The sequence below is a fragment of the Halanaerobium kushneri genome, from assembly GCF_900156285.1.
Lineage (GTDB): Bacteria > Bacillota > Halanaerobiia > Halanaerobiales > Halanaerobiaceae > Halanaerobium > Halanaerobium kushneri.
On sequence record NZ_FTNC01000007.1, the window covers coordinates 71,721 to 88,783 of the forward strand.

General features: G+C 33.1%; 15 protein-coding genes, 1 tRNA gene and 1 other annotated feature. Of the genes, 15 read left to right on the forward strand and 1 reads right to left on the reverse strand.

Annotated elements, in window-relative coordinates:
• Nucleotides 1–25: 25 nt before the first annotated feature.
• Nucleotides 26–544, reverse strand: coding sequence for a gamma carbonic anhydrase family protein (locus BW929_RS06400; RefSeq protein ID WP_076544540.1), 519 nt, complete (start codon nucleotides 542–544; stop codon nucleotides 26–28).
• Nucleotides 545–684: 140 nt separating this feature from the next.
• On the opposite strand from BW929_RS06400, the gene nadD reads away from it, so the two are divergent.
• The 15 genes from nadD to udk all read left to right on the forward strand — a co-directional run bounded on the left by nadD (nucleotide 685) and on the right by udk (nucleotide 16,987).
• Nucleotides 685–1,287, forward strand: a complete 603-nt coding sequence (gene nadD / locus BW929_RS06405; RefSeq protein WP_076544541.1) for a nicotinate-nucleotide adenylyltransferase — start codon at nucleotides 685–687, stop codon at nucleotides 1,285–1,287.
• 4 nt (nucleotides 1,288–1,291) lie between these two features.
• Entirely contained in the window at nucleotides 1,292–1,882 is a 591-nt protein-coding gene (gene yqeK, locus BW929_RS06410) for a bis(5'-nucleosyl)-tetraphosphatase (symmetrical) YqeK (protein WP_076544542.1), read from the forward strand.
• A 3-nt stretch (nucleotides 1,883–1,885) separates the two neighbouring features.
• Nucleotides 1,886–3,058: an LCP family protein gene (locus BW929_RS06415; RefSeq protein WP_076544543.1), complete on the forward strand. Its 1,173-nt coding sequence runs from the start codon at nucleotides 1,886–1,888 to the stop codon at nucleotides 3,056–3,058.
• A 14-nt stretch (nucleotides 3,059–3,072) separates the two neighbouring features.
• The gene (gene rsfS, locus BW929_RS06420; protein ID WP_076544544.1) at nucleotides 3,073–3,441 is read left to right on the forward strand and encodes a ribosome silencing factor; all 369 of its coding nucleotides are present in this window, start codon (nucleotides 3,073–3,075) and stop codon (nucleotides 3,439–3,441) included.
• 71 nt (nucleotides 3,442–3,512) lie between these two features.
• Nucleotides 3,513–6,008 (forward strand): leucine--tRNA ligase, encoded by a 2,496-nt coding sequence (gene leuS, locus BW929_RS06425; protein WP_076544545.1) that lies wholly within the window; start codon nucleotides 3,513–3,515, stop codon nucleotides 6,006–6,008.
• Between the two features lie 278 nt (nucleotides 6,009–6,286).
• Complete coding sequence (locus BW929_RS06430) at nucleotides 6,287–6,514, forward strand: FeoA family protein (protein ID WP_076544546.1); 228 nt, start codon at nucleotides 6,287–6,289, stop codon at nucleotides 6,512–6,514.
• Complete coding sequence (gene feoB, locus BW929_RS06435) at nucleotides 6,515–8,377, forward strand: ferrous iron transport protein B (protein WP_076544547.1); 1,863 nt, start codon at nucleotides 6,515–6,517, stop codon at nucleotides 8,375–8,377.
• 355 nt (nucleotides 8,378–8,732) lie between these two features.
• Nucleotides 8,733–9,188, forward strand: coding sequence for a SoxR reducing system RseC family protein (locus tag BW929_RS06440; protein WP_076544548.1), 456 nt, complete (start codon nucleotides 8,733–8,735; stop codon nucleotides 9,186–9,188).
• Nucleotides 9,189–9,404: 216 nt separating this feature from the next.
• Nucleotides 9,405–9,616 (forward strand) — a binding site (T-box leader).
• A gap of 146 nt (nucleotides 9,617–9,762) precedes the next feature.
• Nucleotides 9,763–10,758, forward strand: a complete 996-nt coding sequence (gene argF / locus BW929_RS06445) for an ornithine carbamoyltransferase (protein ID WP_407645370.1) — start codon at nucleotides 9,763–9,765, stop codon at nucleotides 10,756–10,758.
• Nucleotides 10,759–10,772: 14 nt separating this feature from the next.
• The gene (locus BW929_RS06450) at nucleotides 10,773–11,267 is read left to right on the forward strand and encodes a GNAT family N-acetyltransferase (RefSeq protein ID WP_233493764.1); all 495 of its coding nucleotides are present in this window, start codon (nucleotides 10,773–10,775) and stop codon (nucleotides 11,265–11,267) included.
• A 185-nt stretch (nucleotides 11,268–11,452) separates the two neighbouring features.
• On the forward strand, nucleotides 11,453–12,874 hold the full coding sequence (gene selA, locus BW929_RS06455) for an L-seryl-tRNA(Sec) selenium transferase (RefSeq protein ID WP_076544551.1): 1,422 nt from the start codon (nucleotides 11,453–11,455) through the stop codon (nucleotides 12,872–12,874).
• Nucleotides 12,875–14,785, forward strand: a complete 1,911-nt coding sequence (selB, locus tag BW929_RS06460; RefSeq protein ID WP_076544552.1) for a selenocysteine-specific translation elongation factor — start codon at nucleotides 12,875–12,877, stop codon at nucleotides 14,783–14,785.
• A 94-nt stretch (nucleotides 14,786–14,879) separates the two neighbouring features.
• Nucleotides 14,880–14,978: transfer RNA gene (locus BW929_RS15240), tRNA-Sec, on the forward strand.
• A 99-nt stretch (nucleotides 14,979–15,077) separates the two neighbouring features.
• The gene (locus BW929_RS06465) at nucleotides 15,078–16,289 is read left to right on the forward strand and encodes a patatin-like phospholipase family protein (protein ID WP_076544553.1); all 1,212 of its coding nucleotides are present in this window, start codon (nucleotides 15,078–15,080) and stop codon (nucleotides 16,287–16,289) included.
• A gap of 83 nt (nucleotides 16,290–16,372) precedes the next feature.
• Entirely contained in the window at nucleotides 16,373–16,987 is a 615-nt protein-coding gene (gene udk / locus BW929_RS06470; RefSeq protein WP_076544554.1) for a uridine kinase, read from the forward strand.
• Nucleotides 16,988–17,063 lie beyond the last annotated feature (76 nt).

The following is a 17,063-nucleotide window of genomic DNA, read 5'->3' on the forward strand; positions in this document are numbered from 1 at the left end:
AAATCTGGAGGCATTACTAATTTTGCTATTCTGTTATTTCACTATTTTCTTGTTCAGCAGCAAGCTCAGCATAATGAATAGCGTGTTGTTTTAACTCAATTATTTTTTCTTTTGTAATACTTCTTACTATTTTGGCAGGTACGCCTAAAACCAGACTGCCGGGCGGGATAACAGCATTTTCGGGGACAACTGCTCCGGCCCCTACAATTGAACCTTCTCCAATTTTAGCTCCACTTAAAATTGTAGTGTTCATTCCAATTAATGATTTATCTGCAATTTTACAGGCATGAATTACTGCATTATGACCAATTGTTACATAATCACCGATTTCAACTCCTCTGTTTTGCTCAACATGAATTGTTGAATTTTCTTGAACATTGGAAAATTTACCAATTTTGATCCTGGCAAGATCAGCTCTAACTACACTATTATACCAGACACTACTGTGTTCAGATAATTCTACATTACCAATTATTTTACTTCCGGGAGCAATAAAAGTGTTTTCGGCAACTTTGGGACTATAATTTTTAAATTTATAAAGCATTTTTAAAACCTCCAGTCATTTTACTCTAATTAATTATTTCTATTAAAAAGATAAAACTCCTCTTTATAAAGGTGATTAAACTTGCAAGCATTGTTAAAATAATTTATAATTAAAGATGTATGAAATTAGAGGTGAAAAATATGTCAAAAAAAAGAGTGGCTATTTTTGGTGGAACCTTTGATCCGCCACATTTAGGGCACTTTATTTTAGCTGAACAGATTGTAAACCGTTTTGATCTGAATGAAGTAATATTTATGCCTGCTGGTAGACCGCCACATAAAAAAAACAAGGATATTTCACCTGATTTTATAAGATTTAGTATGTTAAAATTAGCAGTAGATAACAATAAAAACTTTTTGCTTTCTGATTGGGAATTAAAAAATGATGGGTATTCATATACTGCAAAAACTCTGGCGCAGTTTGTACCCCAGTTAGATGCAGAAGAAGTTTTTTTTATTATAGGCGCAGACTCTCTCGCTGAAATTTTCAAATGGAAAGAACCTGAGTATCTATTATCTGAAGGAAAGTTTATTGTTTTTAATAGGTATGGGTATAATTTTGAGGATATTTTAAGTCAGCCCAAATATTTACCCTATCTGGATAATATCCTGACATATCAGGGGTTGAATATAGAAATCTCCTCTTCTTTTATTAGATCTGAAATAAAAAAGAATAAATCTATTCGCTATTTAACTCTGGATAGAATTGCAGAGTACATAATGGAAAATAATCTTTATAGGTGATTGGATGTCATTAAACAAAAAAAATTCGAATTCAAATCTTGATTTAGAAAAAATAAAATCACTGCTGGGAAAAGAAAGGTATCAGCATACAAAAATGGTATTGAAATCAGCTTTAAAACTGGCAAAAAAACTTGGCTTGGATTTAACTAAAGTAGAAACAGCTGCTTTATTACATGATATTGCTAAAAGCAAAAGAGATTTTGAATTAAAAGAAATAATTAAAGATTCAAGATGGGAGCCTGATCAACTCGAATTAGAGATAGAACCGGTTTTACATGCACCGGCAGGAGCTGTAATGGCAGAAGAACTTTTTGGTGTAACTGATTTGGAAATTCTGGAAGCAATTAGATTTCATACACTTGGTCATCCGGAAATGGGAAAGATTGCTCAGGTGATTTATGCAGCTGATTTTATTTCTGAAGATCGTAATTTTGATGGTTTAGATGGGATCAGATCAGAAATTGAATCAAATTTTTATTTTGGACTTTATTTAATAACTACTCATATTTTTAGATATCAGCTGGAAAAAAATAATTTTATTCATCCGTATTCGAATGATTTACGAAATAAATTATTAAAAAAAAGAAGTGATTAATAAATGTTGGAAAAATTAACTGACTGGAAATATATTGCATTAATAATATTTCTAGTTATAATTGGTGTTGCAATTCCCTTTTTGTGGAATGATGAATTAAGTCAGATTTCATCAAGTGGACCTTTTAAAGAAAATAAAGTAAACATTCTGGCTGTTGGGTATGATTCAAATGTCAACGGCCCTTCACGAGCAGATACTATTATTTTAATTAGTCTTGATGTAGAAACGAATGAGGCAGGATTAATCTTTTTACCGCGTGACACTTATGTGAATTCTGACAAAAGAAAATTTACCAAATTAAATTCTTCTCATGTTTATGGGGGGATTGAATTAACCCGCAAAACTGTAGAAGAAATGTTAGAAATTGATGTAGACTATTATCTGGAAACAGACTTTAGAGGTTTTGAAAAGATTATTGATCGTCTTGGTGGTGTAAATATTAATGTTTCTCGAAACTTACACTATGTTGATAAAGCGGGAGGCCTTTATATTGATATTCCTGCTGGTGAGCAGACTTTAAATGGAAAAGAAGCTTTAGAATATGTACGCTACAGAGATTTAAGAGGAGATATTGGAAGGATTGAGAGACAGCAGAAATTTTTAGATGCTGTTTTAGCAAAGGTTCTTTCTCCTACCATAGTCACTAAGATTCCCGGAATAATAAAAGAGGTTAATAATGCTGTTAATACAAATATTCCGATTCAGGATATTACACCATTTTTAAACACAGCTAAAGAGATTGATCTCAGTAATATAGAGAGCAAAATGTTGCCTGGTAAAGCAAAATATATTAATGGAATTAGTTATTGGGTTCCTGATATGCAAGCAGCGGAAATAATGGTTGATAATTTGATAAGAAATAAATCTTATCTAAATAATAAAGACTATCAGCTCAATATTTTAAATGGAGTTGGCGAATCAGGTGCAGCTTCCAAAACGGCAGAACTACTTAAAAAATATGGCTTTCAAATTGCAGATATAGGTAATGCTGATAATTATGCTTATCAAAACTCAATTATTAAATATTATGTGAAAGATGATCAGGAGACTGCTGCTAAGATTGCTGAATTACTTGGAGGTAAAACTGAATTTATAGAAACAGATAAAAATGTTTCTGAAGAAAAAAATAATAAGATAGAGGTTATAGTTGGTAAAGGCTATAGCAAATCTGTCTGAGGAGGAAGTTATTAATGTCAGATTTAAATATTAAAGATATTGCTTTAATGGCTGCTGATGCTGCCGATGATAAAAAAGCTGAAGACATAGATGTTTTAAATGTACAGGGCTTAACAGTAATTGCTGATTACTTTGTACTTTGCAGTGCTAATTCGGATAAGCAGGTCAGAGCGGTTGCCAGAGCTATTGAAGATAAGTTAGCAGAAAAGGGTATTGAACCTAAAAGAATGGCAGGGATGAATGATGCCCGTTGGGTCTTGATTGATTATGCCGATGTAATTGTTCATGTCTTTCAAAAAAGAGAAAGAGAGTATTATGATCTTGAAAGGCTCTGGTCAGACGCAGAGAAAATTCTGCGGCAGGAAGAGCAAGATAAAGAGTAGACTGACCCGAGTTTAATTTTATTTTATTATAGAAAGATAAAATTTCAATTTAATGAGGAGAGTGAAGATCTTTGCAGGACTATTATCCGTTTCAAAAAGTAGAGGAAAAATGGCTTAAAAACTGGGAGGAATCAGATTTACATAAAACTGGAGATGATCCTGATAAGGAGAATTATTATGTTCTAGAAATGTTCCCTTATCCATCCGGTAATTTACATATGGGTCATGTGAGAGTGTATTCAATTGGTGATGTTATTGCCCGCTATAAGAGAATGCAGGGTTATAATGTTTTGCATCCAATGGGATGGGATGCTTTTGGCTTACCTGCAGAAAATGCAGCTATAAAGCATGGAAATATTCATCCAAAGGAATGGACCTGGGATAATATTGCTCATATGAAAGAACAGATGAAGGCTATGGGTTTAAGTTATGACTGGGATCGCGAAGTAACAACAGCAGCAGAGGACTATTACAAATGGACTCAATGGTTTTTTACTAAGATGTTTAATGATGATTTAGCTTATCGTAAAGAATCTACTGTTAACTGGTGTCCTAGTTGTGAGACAGTATTGGCAAATGAACAGGTTGTAAACGAATCCTGTGAACGTTGTGGTACTGAAGTAGATAAACGTGATTTAGAACAGTGGTTTTTAAAAATTACTGATTATGCAGAAAGACTTTTAGATGATCATCAGCTACTGGATGGCTGGCCCGAAAAAGTTAAATTAATGCAGAAAAACTGGATTGGCCGAAGTGAAGGTACAAGAGTTAACTTTAAGCTGCCAAAACTTGATAAAGATTTGGAGGTATTTACCACCAGACCTGATACCCTATTTGGTGCAACTTATATGGTTTTGGCTCCTGAGCATCCTTATGTCAGAGAATTAACTGAGGGTACAGATAAAGAGGAAGAAGTTGAGACTTTTGTTAAGAAAGTTAAAAAACAAAAAGAACAGGAAAGAACTTCAGCAGAATCAGAAAAACTGGGTTTATTTACAGGTGCTTATGCTGTTAACCCAGTTAATAATAAAGAGATACCAATTTATATAGCAAATTATGTACTGATGGGTTATGGAACAGGTGCAATAATGGCTGTACCAGCTCATGATCAGCGAGATTTTGATTTTGCCCGTAAATATGATATTGAAATAAAAGCTGTAATCCAGCCGGAAGATAAAGAAGAAGAACTGGTTGGTAAAAAGATGGATGAAGCCTACGCTGGAGATGGATATTTAATTAATTCTGGTAAATATAATGATTTAAGTGTAGAAGAAGCTTTTGACAAGATGGCAGAAGATTTTTCTGAAGCAGGATTCTTAAAGGTTGAAACCAATTACAGATTACGTGATTGGTTAATTTCCCGTCAGCGATACTGGGGAGCTCCAATTCCGATTGTTTACTGTGATGATTGTGGTCCAGTTGCAGTGCCAGAAGAAGATTTGCCGGTTAAATTACCTCATGATGTTGAATTTTCTCCAACCGGTGAGTCTCCATTAAAAAAAGTAGAGAGTTTTGTTAATACTACCTGTCCTGAATGTGGTGCTCCAGCAAGACGTGAAACTGATACTATGGATACTTTTGTCGATTCTTCCTGGTATTTTATGCGTTATGCAGATCCTAAAAATGAGAAACAACCTTTTACCAAGAAAAATGTAGATCAGTGGTTCCCTGTTGATCAATATATTGGTGGAATTGAGCATGCAATTTTACATCTTCTATATGCTCGTTTCTTTACAAAAGTTGTGCACGATATGGACCTGACTGATCATGTAGAACCATTTACAAATTGGTTGGCTCAGGGAATGGTGCTTAAAGATGGAGCAAAAATGTCTAAATCTAAAGGAAATGTTGTTGATCCCAAAGATATTCTTGCTGAATATGGTGCTGACACGGCCCGGTTATTTATACTTTTTGCTTCACCACCAGAAAAAGATTTAGAGTGGAGTGATAAAGGAGTTGAAGGAGCTGATCGGTTTTTAAATCGTGTTTGGCGTTTTGTAACTGAGAACCTTGATTTGATTAAAAACGCTGAAGGAAAAGTTGATGTTGACGTTCTGGATAAAGAGGCTAAAAAACTTTATCGGTCAATGCATGCCAGTATCAAAAAGGTGACTGAAGATGTTGGTGAAAGATTAAACTTTAATACAGCTATCAGTGCAATTATGGAATTAACAAATGAAGTATATTCTTATCTTAATGACCGTAGTTCAGAGAATACAGATGCTGTGTTAATTAAAGATGTAGCTGAAAACATTGTGCTTTTACTGGCTCCATTTGCTCCTTTTATTACAGAAGAGTTATGGGAGTATTTAGGACATGCCGGAAATGTTCATCAGGCAGTCTGGCCTGAATATGATGAAGAGGCTCTTAAAAAAGATGAAATTACTATTGTTATTCAGGTAAATGGTAAAGTAAGAGATAAGATTAATGTGGCTGCCGATGCGCCTGAAACTAAAGTAAAAGAAAAAGCTATGGCTGCCGAAAAAATTCAATCTTATCTTGAAGACGGTAATTTAATTAAAACTATTTATATTCCAAAGAAATTAGTTAATTTAGTCATTCAGTAAAATTTACAGTTGACTTGTATTATTCGAATTATGTTAAAATAAATAGTTATTTTTTAAATAGCTCCTGGAGCTGAATGTAAATTCAGTTTACAGGAGTTTATTTATTAGTAACTCTTATTTATAAACTTGATAATTCAACTATAAATTGATAAAAGCTGTTGACTTTGAAAATCGTTTTCAGTATAATAAAGTTAGAGAAATAAATATTGCTGGTAAAGTTAATTTAAATAACTAAAGCTTATTTATAAAAAGAAGCAAAGCAGCAGGAGGTAAAATTGATGACTTTAGTTGATATGAAACATGGACATAAATTTATAATAGATAAAATTGAAGATAAGGATACTCGTTTACAGGCCTTGCGTTTTGGAATTAGTGAGGGTTCGGAAATAGAGTGTGCTGGTTCAATGCCAGGTGGACCTGTTATTTTAAAGAAAAATTTGCAGGAGATTGCTATTGGTCGCAGGACAGCTGAGAAAATAAGTGTCAAGAAAAAAGGAATGATTTAATTGAACGACTGCAGTCAGATAAATATTGATAGTGAACTGCAGGCTAATAAAAAGATAGTGCTGGCTGGAAATCCTAATGTAGGTAAATCAATATTTTTTAATTATCTTACAGGGATTTATGTCAGTGTTTCTAACTATCCCGGGACTACCCTTGATATAAGCAGCGGGAAAATGGGAGATGCAGCTGTTTATGATACACCAGGAGTTTATGGAGTCGGTTCCATAAATGATGAGGAAAGAGTAGCCAGGGATTTTATTATGTCTGCGGATATTATTATTAATGTTGTAGATGCAAGCCATTTAGAAAGAGATCTTTTTTTAACACAGCAGTTAATTGATCTCGACAAAAAAATAATTGTTGCTTTAAATATGATGGATGAAGTAGAAAAAAATAATATTTCTATTGATCTGGAAAATCTGGAAAAAGAGCTGGGAGTTCCTGTTATTCCCACAACTGCTGCTAAAAATAGAGGTTTAGATCGGGTTAGAGATTCAATTGATAGTGCGGTTAATGGTAATAGTATATTTTCCAACAACTCTAATTTAGGTCAGAAATTAAATAATATAAGAACAGCAGTGAAAAACACAGCTGATGCTTTAATGATTCTGGAGGAAGATGAAAATATTCGCTGCAATTATCCTGAGCTTCAGAATATTCCTGATCTCAGAGAAGAAATTTATACTGCTCGTCGTCAGAGGGTAGATCAAATTACAAATAGTGTTTTGACATATGATCAGAATACAGGTCAATTTGCTAGAAAATTGGGTTCATATATGTTGAAACCAGCAACTGCAATTCCGATGCTTTTAGTGCTTTTATATTTTATTTATCAATTTATTGGAGTTTTTATTGCGCAGACTGTTGTAGATTTTACAGAAGGATATATTTTTACTGATATTTACGAGCCATTTGTTAGAAATATAATAGCCAGTTCAATTGGTTTTGATAACTTTTTTGGTCAGCTGCTGGCTGGAGAATATGGGATTTTAACCATGGCGGTAACATATATTTTTGGCCTTCTTTTACCTTTAGTTGCCGGTTTTTATTTTTTGCTTTCTTTACTAGAAGACTCGGGTTATCTGCCAAGAATTGCTGTTTTGATGGATCGATTACTGCAAAAAATTGGTCTAAATGGAAGGGCAATTATCCCTATGCTTCTGGGCTTTGGCTGTGTGACCATGGCTACTATCACCACCAGATTATTGGGGACCAAAAGAGAAAGAATTATTGCTATTTTTCTTCTTGGTCTTGCTATCCCCTGTTCAGCTCAGCTTGGAGTTATTGCAGGGTTAATAGCTCAGCTTGATCTTGTATATATTTTAGTATATGTTCTAACAATATTTGCTGTCTATGTTCTTGCAGGCACTTTCTTAAATAAAGTTTTGCCTGGTGAATCAAGTGATCTCTTAATTGATCTACCTCCGATTCGATTACCAGATCTTAAGAATGTTTTTAATAAAACCTATCAGCAGACAGTAGCTTTTGTTAAAGAAGCTGGTCCTATCTTCGTTTTAGGTGCAGCTTTAATTACTGTGATGCAGAAAACAGGACTTCTTGCTTTAATTACCAGCCTGGCAGAACCAGTAACTGTTAATTGGTTGGGACTGCCTGCGGAAACAGCTACAGCTTTTGTAATGGGAATAATTCGTCGTGATTTTGGTGCTGCAGGATTGACTGCCATTGCACTGACTCCAGCTCAGGTAACTATTTCTTTAATTACTTTGACTCTATTTGTACCCTGTATAGCAGCAATGATGATTATGGTTAAGGAAAGAAATTTTAAAGAAGCAGTTTATATTTGGTTTGGAAGCTGGATTACAGCATTTATAACTGGGGGGCTTGTTAATTTTTTGATATTTTAAATTAACTTAATTTAATTGAGTTAAAATCTTGACTGTCTATTTATTTGATATTAATTTTAAAAGAAAGAGGGTGCAGCAGGTTGGATAATTGTAATTTGAACAAACAGAACAGTGAGGATAAGAAAATAATTTGTCCTACCTGTGGTTATAAGATGGAAAAATTTAAAACAATTAAATGTCCGCGCTGTAATAGTTATTTATTCAAAAAGTGTTCTGAATGTGATAAATGCTCTTTATTTTAGAAATTATTTCTGTTAAAATATATTTGGATTAATAAACTGAAGCTTGATCATGATTTTTGTAATATTTGTTTTTGATTGGATTTATATAATTAATTGAAGAAAGAGTGATTTTGATGAAGGAAAAAGCAAGAGTGATAAAAAAAGAAGATGGTCAGAGTTTGGTTCAGATAATAAGGACATCTGCCTGCAGTCACTGTGACGAAAAATGTATGCTGGCTGATGATTCACATGAGGTAGAAGAGATGGAAGTTCTTGTAAATGATCCAATTGGAGCAGAGGTTGGTAATATGGTTGAATTAGAAATGGGGGCCAGGCCAATTTTGTTTTCTGCTTTTATTGTTTATCTTTTGCCTTTAGTAGCTATTATAGCTGGTTATTTTGCCGGCAGCAGCTGGTTATCTGTGTTTGTCAGTAGTGCAGAAATAGCTGGAATTATTGGCTCTGGAATCGGATTTTTACTTTCATTTGTTTTACTGAGAGTTTTTGATAAAAAAGCTGGATCTAAAAGTTATTTTCATCCTGAAATAACACGAGTTGTAACTCACAATGGATTTTATTATGATAATTAAAATATAATGAAGGATCAGGCGGCAGGCTGGATGCCTGCCTGGAGCCTGGACTGCAATGGTTATCGACTGGACTTAGAGGTGGTTATATTTTTTATCGATTTAAAAAAAGAAAGTAATTAATATATGAATGATTTATCAGAATATTTTTACTTTTTAAAAATACTTGCAATTCTCTTAGGACAGCTATATAATTATAAAAAATAAGATTCATAATAAATAAATCCAGTGAATGAGAAAGTAAAAATAATTTTGCTTTTAGAAGCAAGGTGGAGTAGCTGAAAGTCCATCAGGTAGATTATTTTGAAACGCACTCAGGAGGATCTCTGTTGAAAGAAGTAGGTGGAGACGTCGGACACGCGTTAAGTTCTAGAGTGGTCAGTTATTGCTGGCAACTGGAGTGGTAACACGGGTAATTCCTCGTCTCTTTTTGTTAAGAGTACGGGGGTTTTTTAGTTTATAATGGTTTTTATAAGATCATTGTTTTTTTAACTTGATATTTTAGTTTTTTAAATTATTAAAGTAATTGAAGAATTAGCAAATAATTTTTAAAAGCCAGCGAGAATTTAAGGAGGAGATTATTATGGCTTATAATTTAAAAGGAAGAAATTTATTAACTCTTAAAGATTTTTCAAAGGACGAAATTAATTATTTATTATCTTTATCGGAGGATTTGAAGGCCAAAAAGAGAGCAGGTATTGAAGGGAAAAGTCTCTCGGGGAAAAATATTGCTTTGATTTTTGAAAAGCCATCTACCAGAACCAGATGTGCTTTTGCAGTAGCTGCAAAAGATGAAGGGGGAATGCCTGAATATCTTGGTAAAAATGATATTCAGCTTGGAAAAAAAGAGACTGTCGCAGATACAGCAAGAGTATTGGGGAGAATGTTTGATGGAATTGAGTTTAGAGGCTATGAACACAAAACTGTCGAAATTTTGGGCGAATATGCGGGTGTCCCTGTTTGGAATGGATTAACTGATCTTTATCATCCAACTCAAATTCTTGCTGATTTTTTGACTTTAAAAGAAAACTTTTCTAAACTGGAAGATTTAAATTTGGTTTATACTGGTGATGGAAGGAATAATATGGCGAATTCACTTATGGTGGGTTCAGCAATTATGGGAATTAATTATACTATTGTTGCTCCTGAAGAACTCTGGCCTGATAAAGATCTGATTAAGGAGTGTAAAAAAACAGCAGCTGAGTCAGGAGCAAAAATTGAAATAACAGCTGATATAAAAGATGGTGTTGAAGGTGCTGATGCAATCTATACTGATGTCTGGGTTTCAATGGGTGAAGAAGCTGAATTCAAAAAAAGAATTGAACTTTTAACTCCCTATCAGGTTAATATGGAGATGATTAAGCTGACAAAAAATCCAGATGTTATATTTCTGCACTGTTTGCCAGCTTATCATAATACAGAAACTGAAAACGGCAAAAAAATATTTGAAGAATATGGATTGAAAGAAATGGAAGTTTCAGATGAAATTTTTGAGAGCAAGTATTCTAAGGTTTTTGATCAGGCTGAAAATAGAATGCATACAATTAAAGCTGTTATGACAGCTACACTATAGGGGTGATTGCAGTGATGACAGCAGTTAGCAGAAAGAATAAGTATACATGTCGACAGGGTAAATTAGTTGATGCAGAGGAAATCCATATTTTAATGCAGCAGGCCTTTGCAGATTATGCGAAGAAAGATGATGGAGAGAAAGTAATTAACTCTGCCTTAAGAGAAGAATTAGAAGCTGTAAAGGCAGATTTAAATAGAAATACTGTATTGGTGCTTAGTGATGGAGATCAAATAATTGCTTCTCTTAGACTGGAAGAGATTAGCGAGAAAAGATATCTTCTTAAACGTTTTGCAGTCTCACCTGATTATCAAAATCAGGGACTTGGAACAATGCTTTTTCAGCAGGCAGTAGATAAATTAAAGAATTTAGATGCACATTACTTACAGCTCTATTCTTCTTTAGAAGATAAAAAATTAATAAGTTTTTATCGGGGACTGGGTTTTAATTGTCTGGAAACAGACCATAGTAAAGGTTATGAACGAGGTCTCTGGGTAAAAACAATTAAATAAATTTGTCGAAATTCCCTCGACAAACTTCATTTTAAATAATATTAAATTATTTAAGAATGGAGAAGTGAGAAACCCACTCTGTTTGCGAGCAGTGTGGGTTTCCTTATATCTGTTTTTTAAAGGTATTAGACTATTTTGGCAGAAATAATAGTATAGGATAAGATTATAAATTTGGGGGAATTGAAATGCAAAAAAAAGAGATTCTGCAATCTATTCCAGCTGTAAATGATTTTTTGGCTGCGCCTGAGGCTGGTTTATTAATAGAAAAATATTCAAGAAAAGAATTTTTAAAAGTATTGAGAGAAGAGTTAAATAAAATTCGCAGTCAAATTATTAATTCCAGAGGTGAAATTCAGAAGGATGAATTCGATTATAGTTCTTTAAATATAAAAATTATAATAAATAATCTAGCAGAAAAATTAAAATTAGAGTCAAATGTTGGCATAAAGAAGGCTATTAATGCTACCGGAGTAATTATTCATACAAATCTTGGTAGGTCAGTATTAGCAAAAGAAGCTTTAAATAAAGTTATGGAAGTTTCAGAAAATTATTCTACTCTGGAACTTGATCTTAAAAGTGGTCAGCGCGGTTATCGCTCTAAAAAAGTCAAAAAAATATTTAAGGATTTAACTGGAGCTGAATCCGCTGTGGTTGTTAACAATAATGCGGCAGCAGTGATGCTGATTTTAACTGCTCTGATGCGGGATAAAGAAGTAGTAATTTCCCGGGGTGAAATGGTTGAGATAGGTGGCTCTTTTCGAATTCCTGAGGTGATGGAAAATAGTGGGGCTATTTTAAAAGAAGTTGGTTCCACTAACAGAGTTTATGTAAAAGACTATTTGAATGCTGTTAGTGAAAAGACTGGTGCTTTTATAAAGGTTCACCCAAGTAATTATAGGATTGAAGGATTTACACATTCAGTTAAAACATCAGAATTAGTAAGAGTAGCCAAAAAAAATAATCTGCCAGTAATTGAAGATCTGGGCAGTGGAATTATATTTAACTTAAGTGAATATGGCCTTCCAGATGAGCCAACTGTAAAAGAAAGAATAGAAGCCGGGATAGATATTTTAACTTTCAGTGGTGATAAGCTTTTGGGGGGGCCACAGGCGGGGATTATTGTTGGCAGGAAAAAATATTTAAATCAGATTGAATCACATCCAATGATGCGAGCTCTGCGAGTAGACAAGATGACTCTTGCAGCCCTGGAAGAGACGCTTAATCTTTACTATAATTTTGATGAGGCAGTTAAAAAAATTCCAACTTTAAAGATGATTACTGAAAAGCCAGAAAATGTTAAATCAAAAGCTCAGCAACTTTTAAATAAGATTAAAAAAGTAGAAGGATTAAAGATTGAATTGGTAAAAACAGAGGCCAGGGTGGGTGGAGGAGCTTTTCCGGTAAGTACTTTTGACAGCTATGGGTTGGCAGTTGAAACTGGAACAAAAGATATCGAAAATTTAGTTTCAAAACTTAGAACTTCAAAAAATTCTGTAATTGCTAGAATTCAGGCAGACAGAGCGATTTTCGATTTGAAAACTGTTAGATCGATCCAGCTTGATCAACTGGCTGCTTCTATAAATAAAGCCGTATCTGAGGTGTTTTAAATGAGTAAAAATGTTATTATCGGTACAGCAGGCCATATAGATCATGGCAAAACAACTTTGATTAAAGCTCTAACCGGAGAAGATACCGATCGTCTGCTGGTAGAAAAGCAGCGAGGAATTTCGATTGAATCTGCCTTTACACATCTGGAAAACAAGGAAACTCAGGTGCGTAATTTAAATCTGGGAATTATAGATGTTCCGGGCCATCAGAAATTTGTTAATAAAATGCTTGCAGCAGCAGGTGGAATAGACCTGGCTTTAATAGTAGTGGCAGCAGATGAAGGTGTAATGCCTCAGACAAAGGAACACCTTTCAATATTAGAGTTAATGGGAACAAAATCAGCTCTAATTGTAATTAACAAAATAGATCTAGTTGATAAAGAATGGCTTGCTTTAATAAAACTGGATATTTTAGATCAATTTAGCGGAACTTTTGCAGATAATGCAGAAATTTTAGAGGTTTCAGCAGTTAAAGATCAGGGAATAAAAAAATTAAAAAATAAAATAATTGAACTAGCTGCTAAGATTAAGATAAATTCGACGGTTCAAATTCCTTATTATCCTATAGATAGAGTTTTTTCTTTGAAAGGACAGGGAACTATTGTTACCGGGACTCTTTTTACGGGAGAATTTTATTCAGGACAGGAATTATATTTATACCCAAAAGCAAAGAAAATAAAAATTAAAGGCATGGAAAATCATCGAAAAAAAATTAAAAGAGCAAATTCAGGCAGCAGAGTGGGTATTAATCTCAGTTATCCAGATAAAAATGAAATCAGGCGCGGTGATGTTATCTCTACTGCTGAATCTTTACTTAGCACCAAGTATGTGGAAGCAAAATTGAAGATTCTTGATTCAATAAATTTTCGGGTGACAAATGGGGACAGAGTTCATTTTTATGCTGGTGCTAATGAGGTGATGGGAACTATTAATATTTATGGAAGAAAAGAAGCCTTTCCCGGAGAAGAAATATTTATAAAAATAAAGCTTGAACAAAAAATATCACCTTATTACAGGCAGAAATTTGTGCTTAGACGTTTCTCGCCTCTGCAAACTATAGGTGGTGGTGAAATACTAGAAATTGATCCTCCTCCCAGAAGAAAAAAAGATTCGAAAGAAGTAATCAATCATCTAAATTTATTAAATGAAATAACTATCAAAGATACTCTGGAGTTATTTATTAAAAATCAAACTATTACATATCTAAATTTCTTAAAGAAGAAAACTTCTTTAAAGACTGAAAACATACTAAGCCTCCTTTCAGAATTAAAGGCGGCAGATAAGATTGTAGAACTAAAAACTGATTATAGTTTTATTCATCACGATAATTTTAATGATTTAGCAGATAAAATAAGCAAAGTTATAAATGATTATCATCAACAGCACAGACTTAAATTAGGAATTCCCCGAGAAGAAATTCGTTCCAGACTTACCTTAAGTTTAAGCAAAAAAGAATTAGATAAAATATTAAATATCTTATTCGATAAAAATTTACTAATCGAAAAAAAATATCTTGTTGCTCTGCGAAATTTTAATATTAAGCTGACTGACAGAGAAAAAAAACAGAAAGAGTATGTTATAAATAAAATTAGAGAAAATTATTTTGCTCCTCCAGGCAGAAAAGAACTTCTGGCAGAAAATCAGGAGCTGGAATCTATAATAGATTATCTTGAGCAGACTTCAGAATTAATCCGTCTGGATCAGGATCTATATTTTGATAAAAATATTTTTTTAAGAATAAGAATAATTTTACAAGACTATTTTAAAACAAATAAAACAATTGAACTGTCAGAATTTAGAGACCTATTAGATAGCAGCCGCAAATATGCTCTTGTACTTTTAGAAAAATGTGATCAACTTCAGCTTACTGTGCGCAGAGGAGATATTCGTTATCCTGGAAATAAACTCTAGTGGTTTTTGATTTTTGGCTAAAGAGATTAATTCTTTTATTATAACTGCTTGAATAACTGGAAATATCATGTTAAAATTATTAAAGAAAATAGTCGGGAGTGGCTGTGTCCATGGTGGACATCCTGGACTTCAAATCTAATGGCAGGCAGGCGGACCTGTCTGTGGTGGGTTCGATTCCCACACATTCCCGCCATTTGACTGCAGTCTGAGGGCTGTAGTTTATTTTTATTTCGTTATATATTTTATATTATTTTGATATATTTTAAAACAAACACATATGAGGGGAATAAAAATGTATGGACTGGTGCTTGAAGGTGGGGGAGCAAAAGGAGCTTATCATATAGGTGCTCTGAAAGCTCTTAAAGAACTTAATATTGAAATCGAAGCAGTTGCTGGCACCTCAATTGGAGCAATGAATGGAGCTATGTTTGTCCAGGATAAACTGGATCTAGCCTATGATTACTGGTATAATATTTCCACCTCCAAGGTTCTAGATATAGAGGATAAATATTTATCTGAGCTGTTGAATTTAAGTATTAATCAAAATAATTTATCATATTTTATTAACAAAGCGAAAGAAGTATTACAGAATAGAGGTCTCGATAATTCGTTTTTACGAGAAATTCTAGAAGAAAATATAGATGAGGAATATTTAAGAAAATCTAATATTAATTTTGCAATAGTTACTCTTTCTCTAAGTGATTTAAAACCGCTGGAGTTATTTTTAGAAGATATTCCGGAGGGAAAAGTTATTGACTATATTATGGCCAGCTCTTATTTACCCGCTTTTAAGATGCAGAGAATTGACGGTAAAATTTTAATCGATGGTGGGTTTTATGAGAATTTGCCAATAAAAACTCTCCAAAACAAAGGATATAAAAATATAATAGCAATTAGAACTTATGGGCTTGGAGATATAGAAAAAAAGACTGATGAAAAACAAGAATTAATTTTTATTAATCCCAGTCAGGAACTGGGAAGAATGTTAAATTTTGATCAACAAAATGCTCGTAAAAATATTAAAATGGGTTATTATGATACACTGCGGTATTTTAAAGACCTGGCTGGAGATAAATATTATTTAAATATTAAAGAGAATGAAAGTTATTTTATTAATTATTTGCTGAATCTTGATGAAGAAATTATAAAAAGACTTTTAAAACAATTATCACTGGCTGAAAAACCCTATCTTCGTTCGTTTTTCGAAAATTTAATCCCTAAGCTGGTTAATATGTTAGAAATTGATTATAGTTCCAGCTATACGGTTATTGTGACCAGATTATTGGAGGAGTTGGCTGCTTCTTTGAATATTGATCGGTATCGGATTTACAGTTTTGAGGAACTATTAAAACTGGTTAGAGAAAACTATCAGCAAAAAGATGAAAGTTTAGCCAGAAAACTGCCAGCTTTTATTAAAACAAGTACATTACTGCCCGGGCAGCTCAAAAAAGATTTGTTAATTGATATAGCAGAAAAATTATTCATAAAAACAGGGAGTAAGTAATTTTAATCAATAAAGCAAATAAAGTTAAAATAATTGTTTGATTAATAGAAACAAATATTAATAAATAAAAAGGAGTTAACTGAATGAGTGCACTTTTAATTGGAATAGCAGGCGGAACTGCATCAGGTAAAACAACACTTGCCAGAATTTTAAAAGATTCTTTTCAGGATAATGTTACAATCTTAAAACATGATTACTATTATTATGATCGTAGTCATTTTAGAGTTGCAGATCATAAAATTAATTTTGATCATCCTGATTCTTTTGAGACTGATCTGCTGGTAAAACAGCTGCAGGAACTTAAAGCCGGTAAAACTATAGAGAGACCAGTTTATTCTTATAAAACAAATGAAAGACTTGCAAAAAAGAAAAAGGTCCAACCGGCTCCGATAATTATTGTGGAAGGTATTTTGATTTTTCATTATGAAGAATTAAAAAATCTTTTTGATTTAAAGATTTATGTTGATACTGATGCTGATATCAGGCTTTTAAGAAGAATCAGTAGAGATATAAAAGAAAGAGACAGAACTTTTGAGTCTGTTAAAAATCAATATTTAAAAACTGTAAAACCTATGCATCAAAAATTTGTTGAACCCAGTAAGTATCAGGCTGATATTATTATTCCTCATGGAGGATTAAATGAGATAGCCAATGATTTAATAATAAAAAAAATTAAGGATCATTTGAGACAAATTTAGAAAATAGCAGCTAAGGCTGCTATATTTTTTTGGTTAAATTGTAAAAAAAATACAGGAAAACTAAATTTTATCTTGA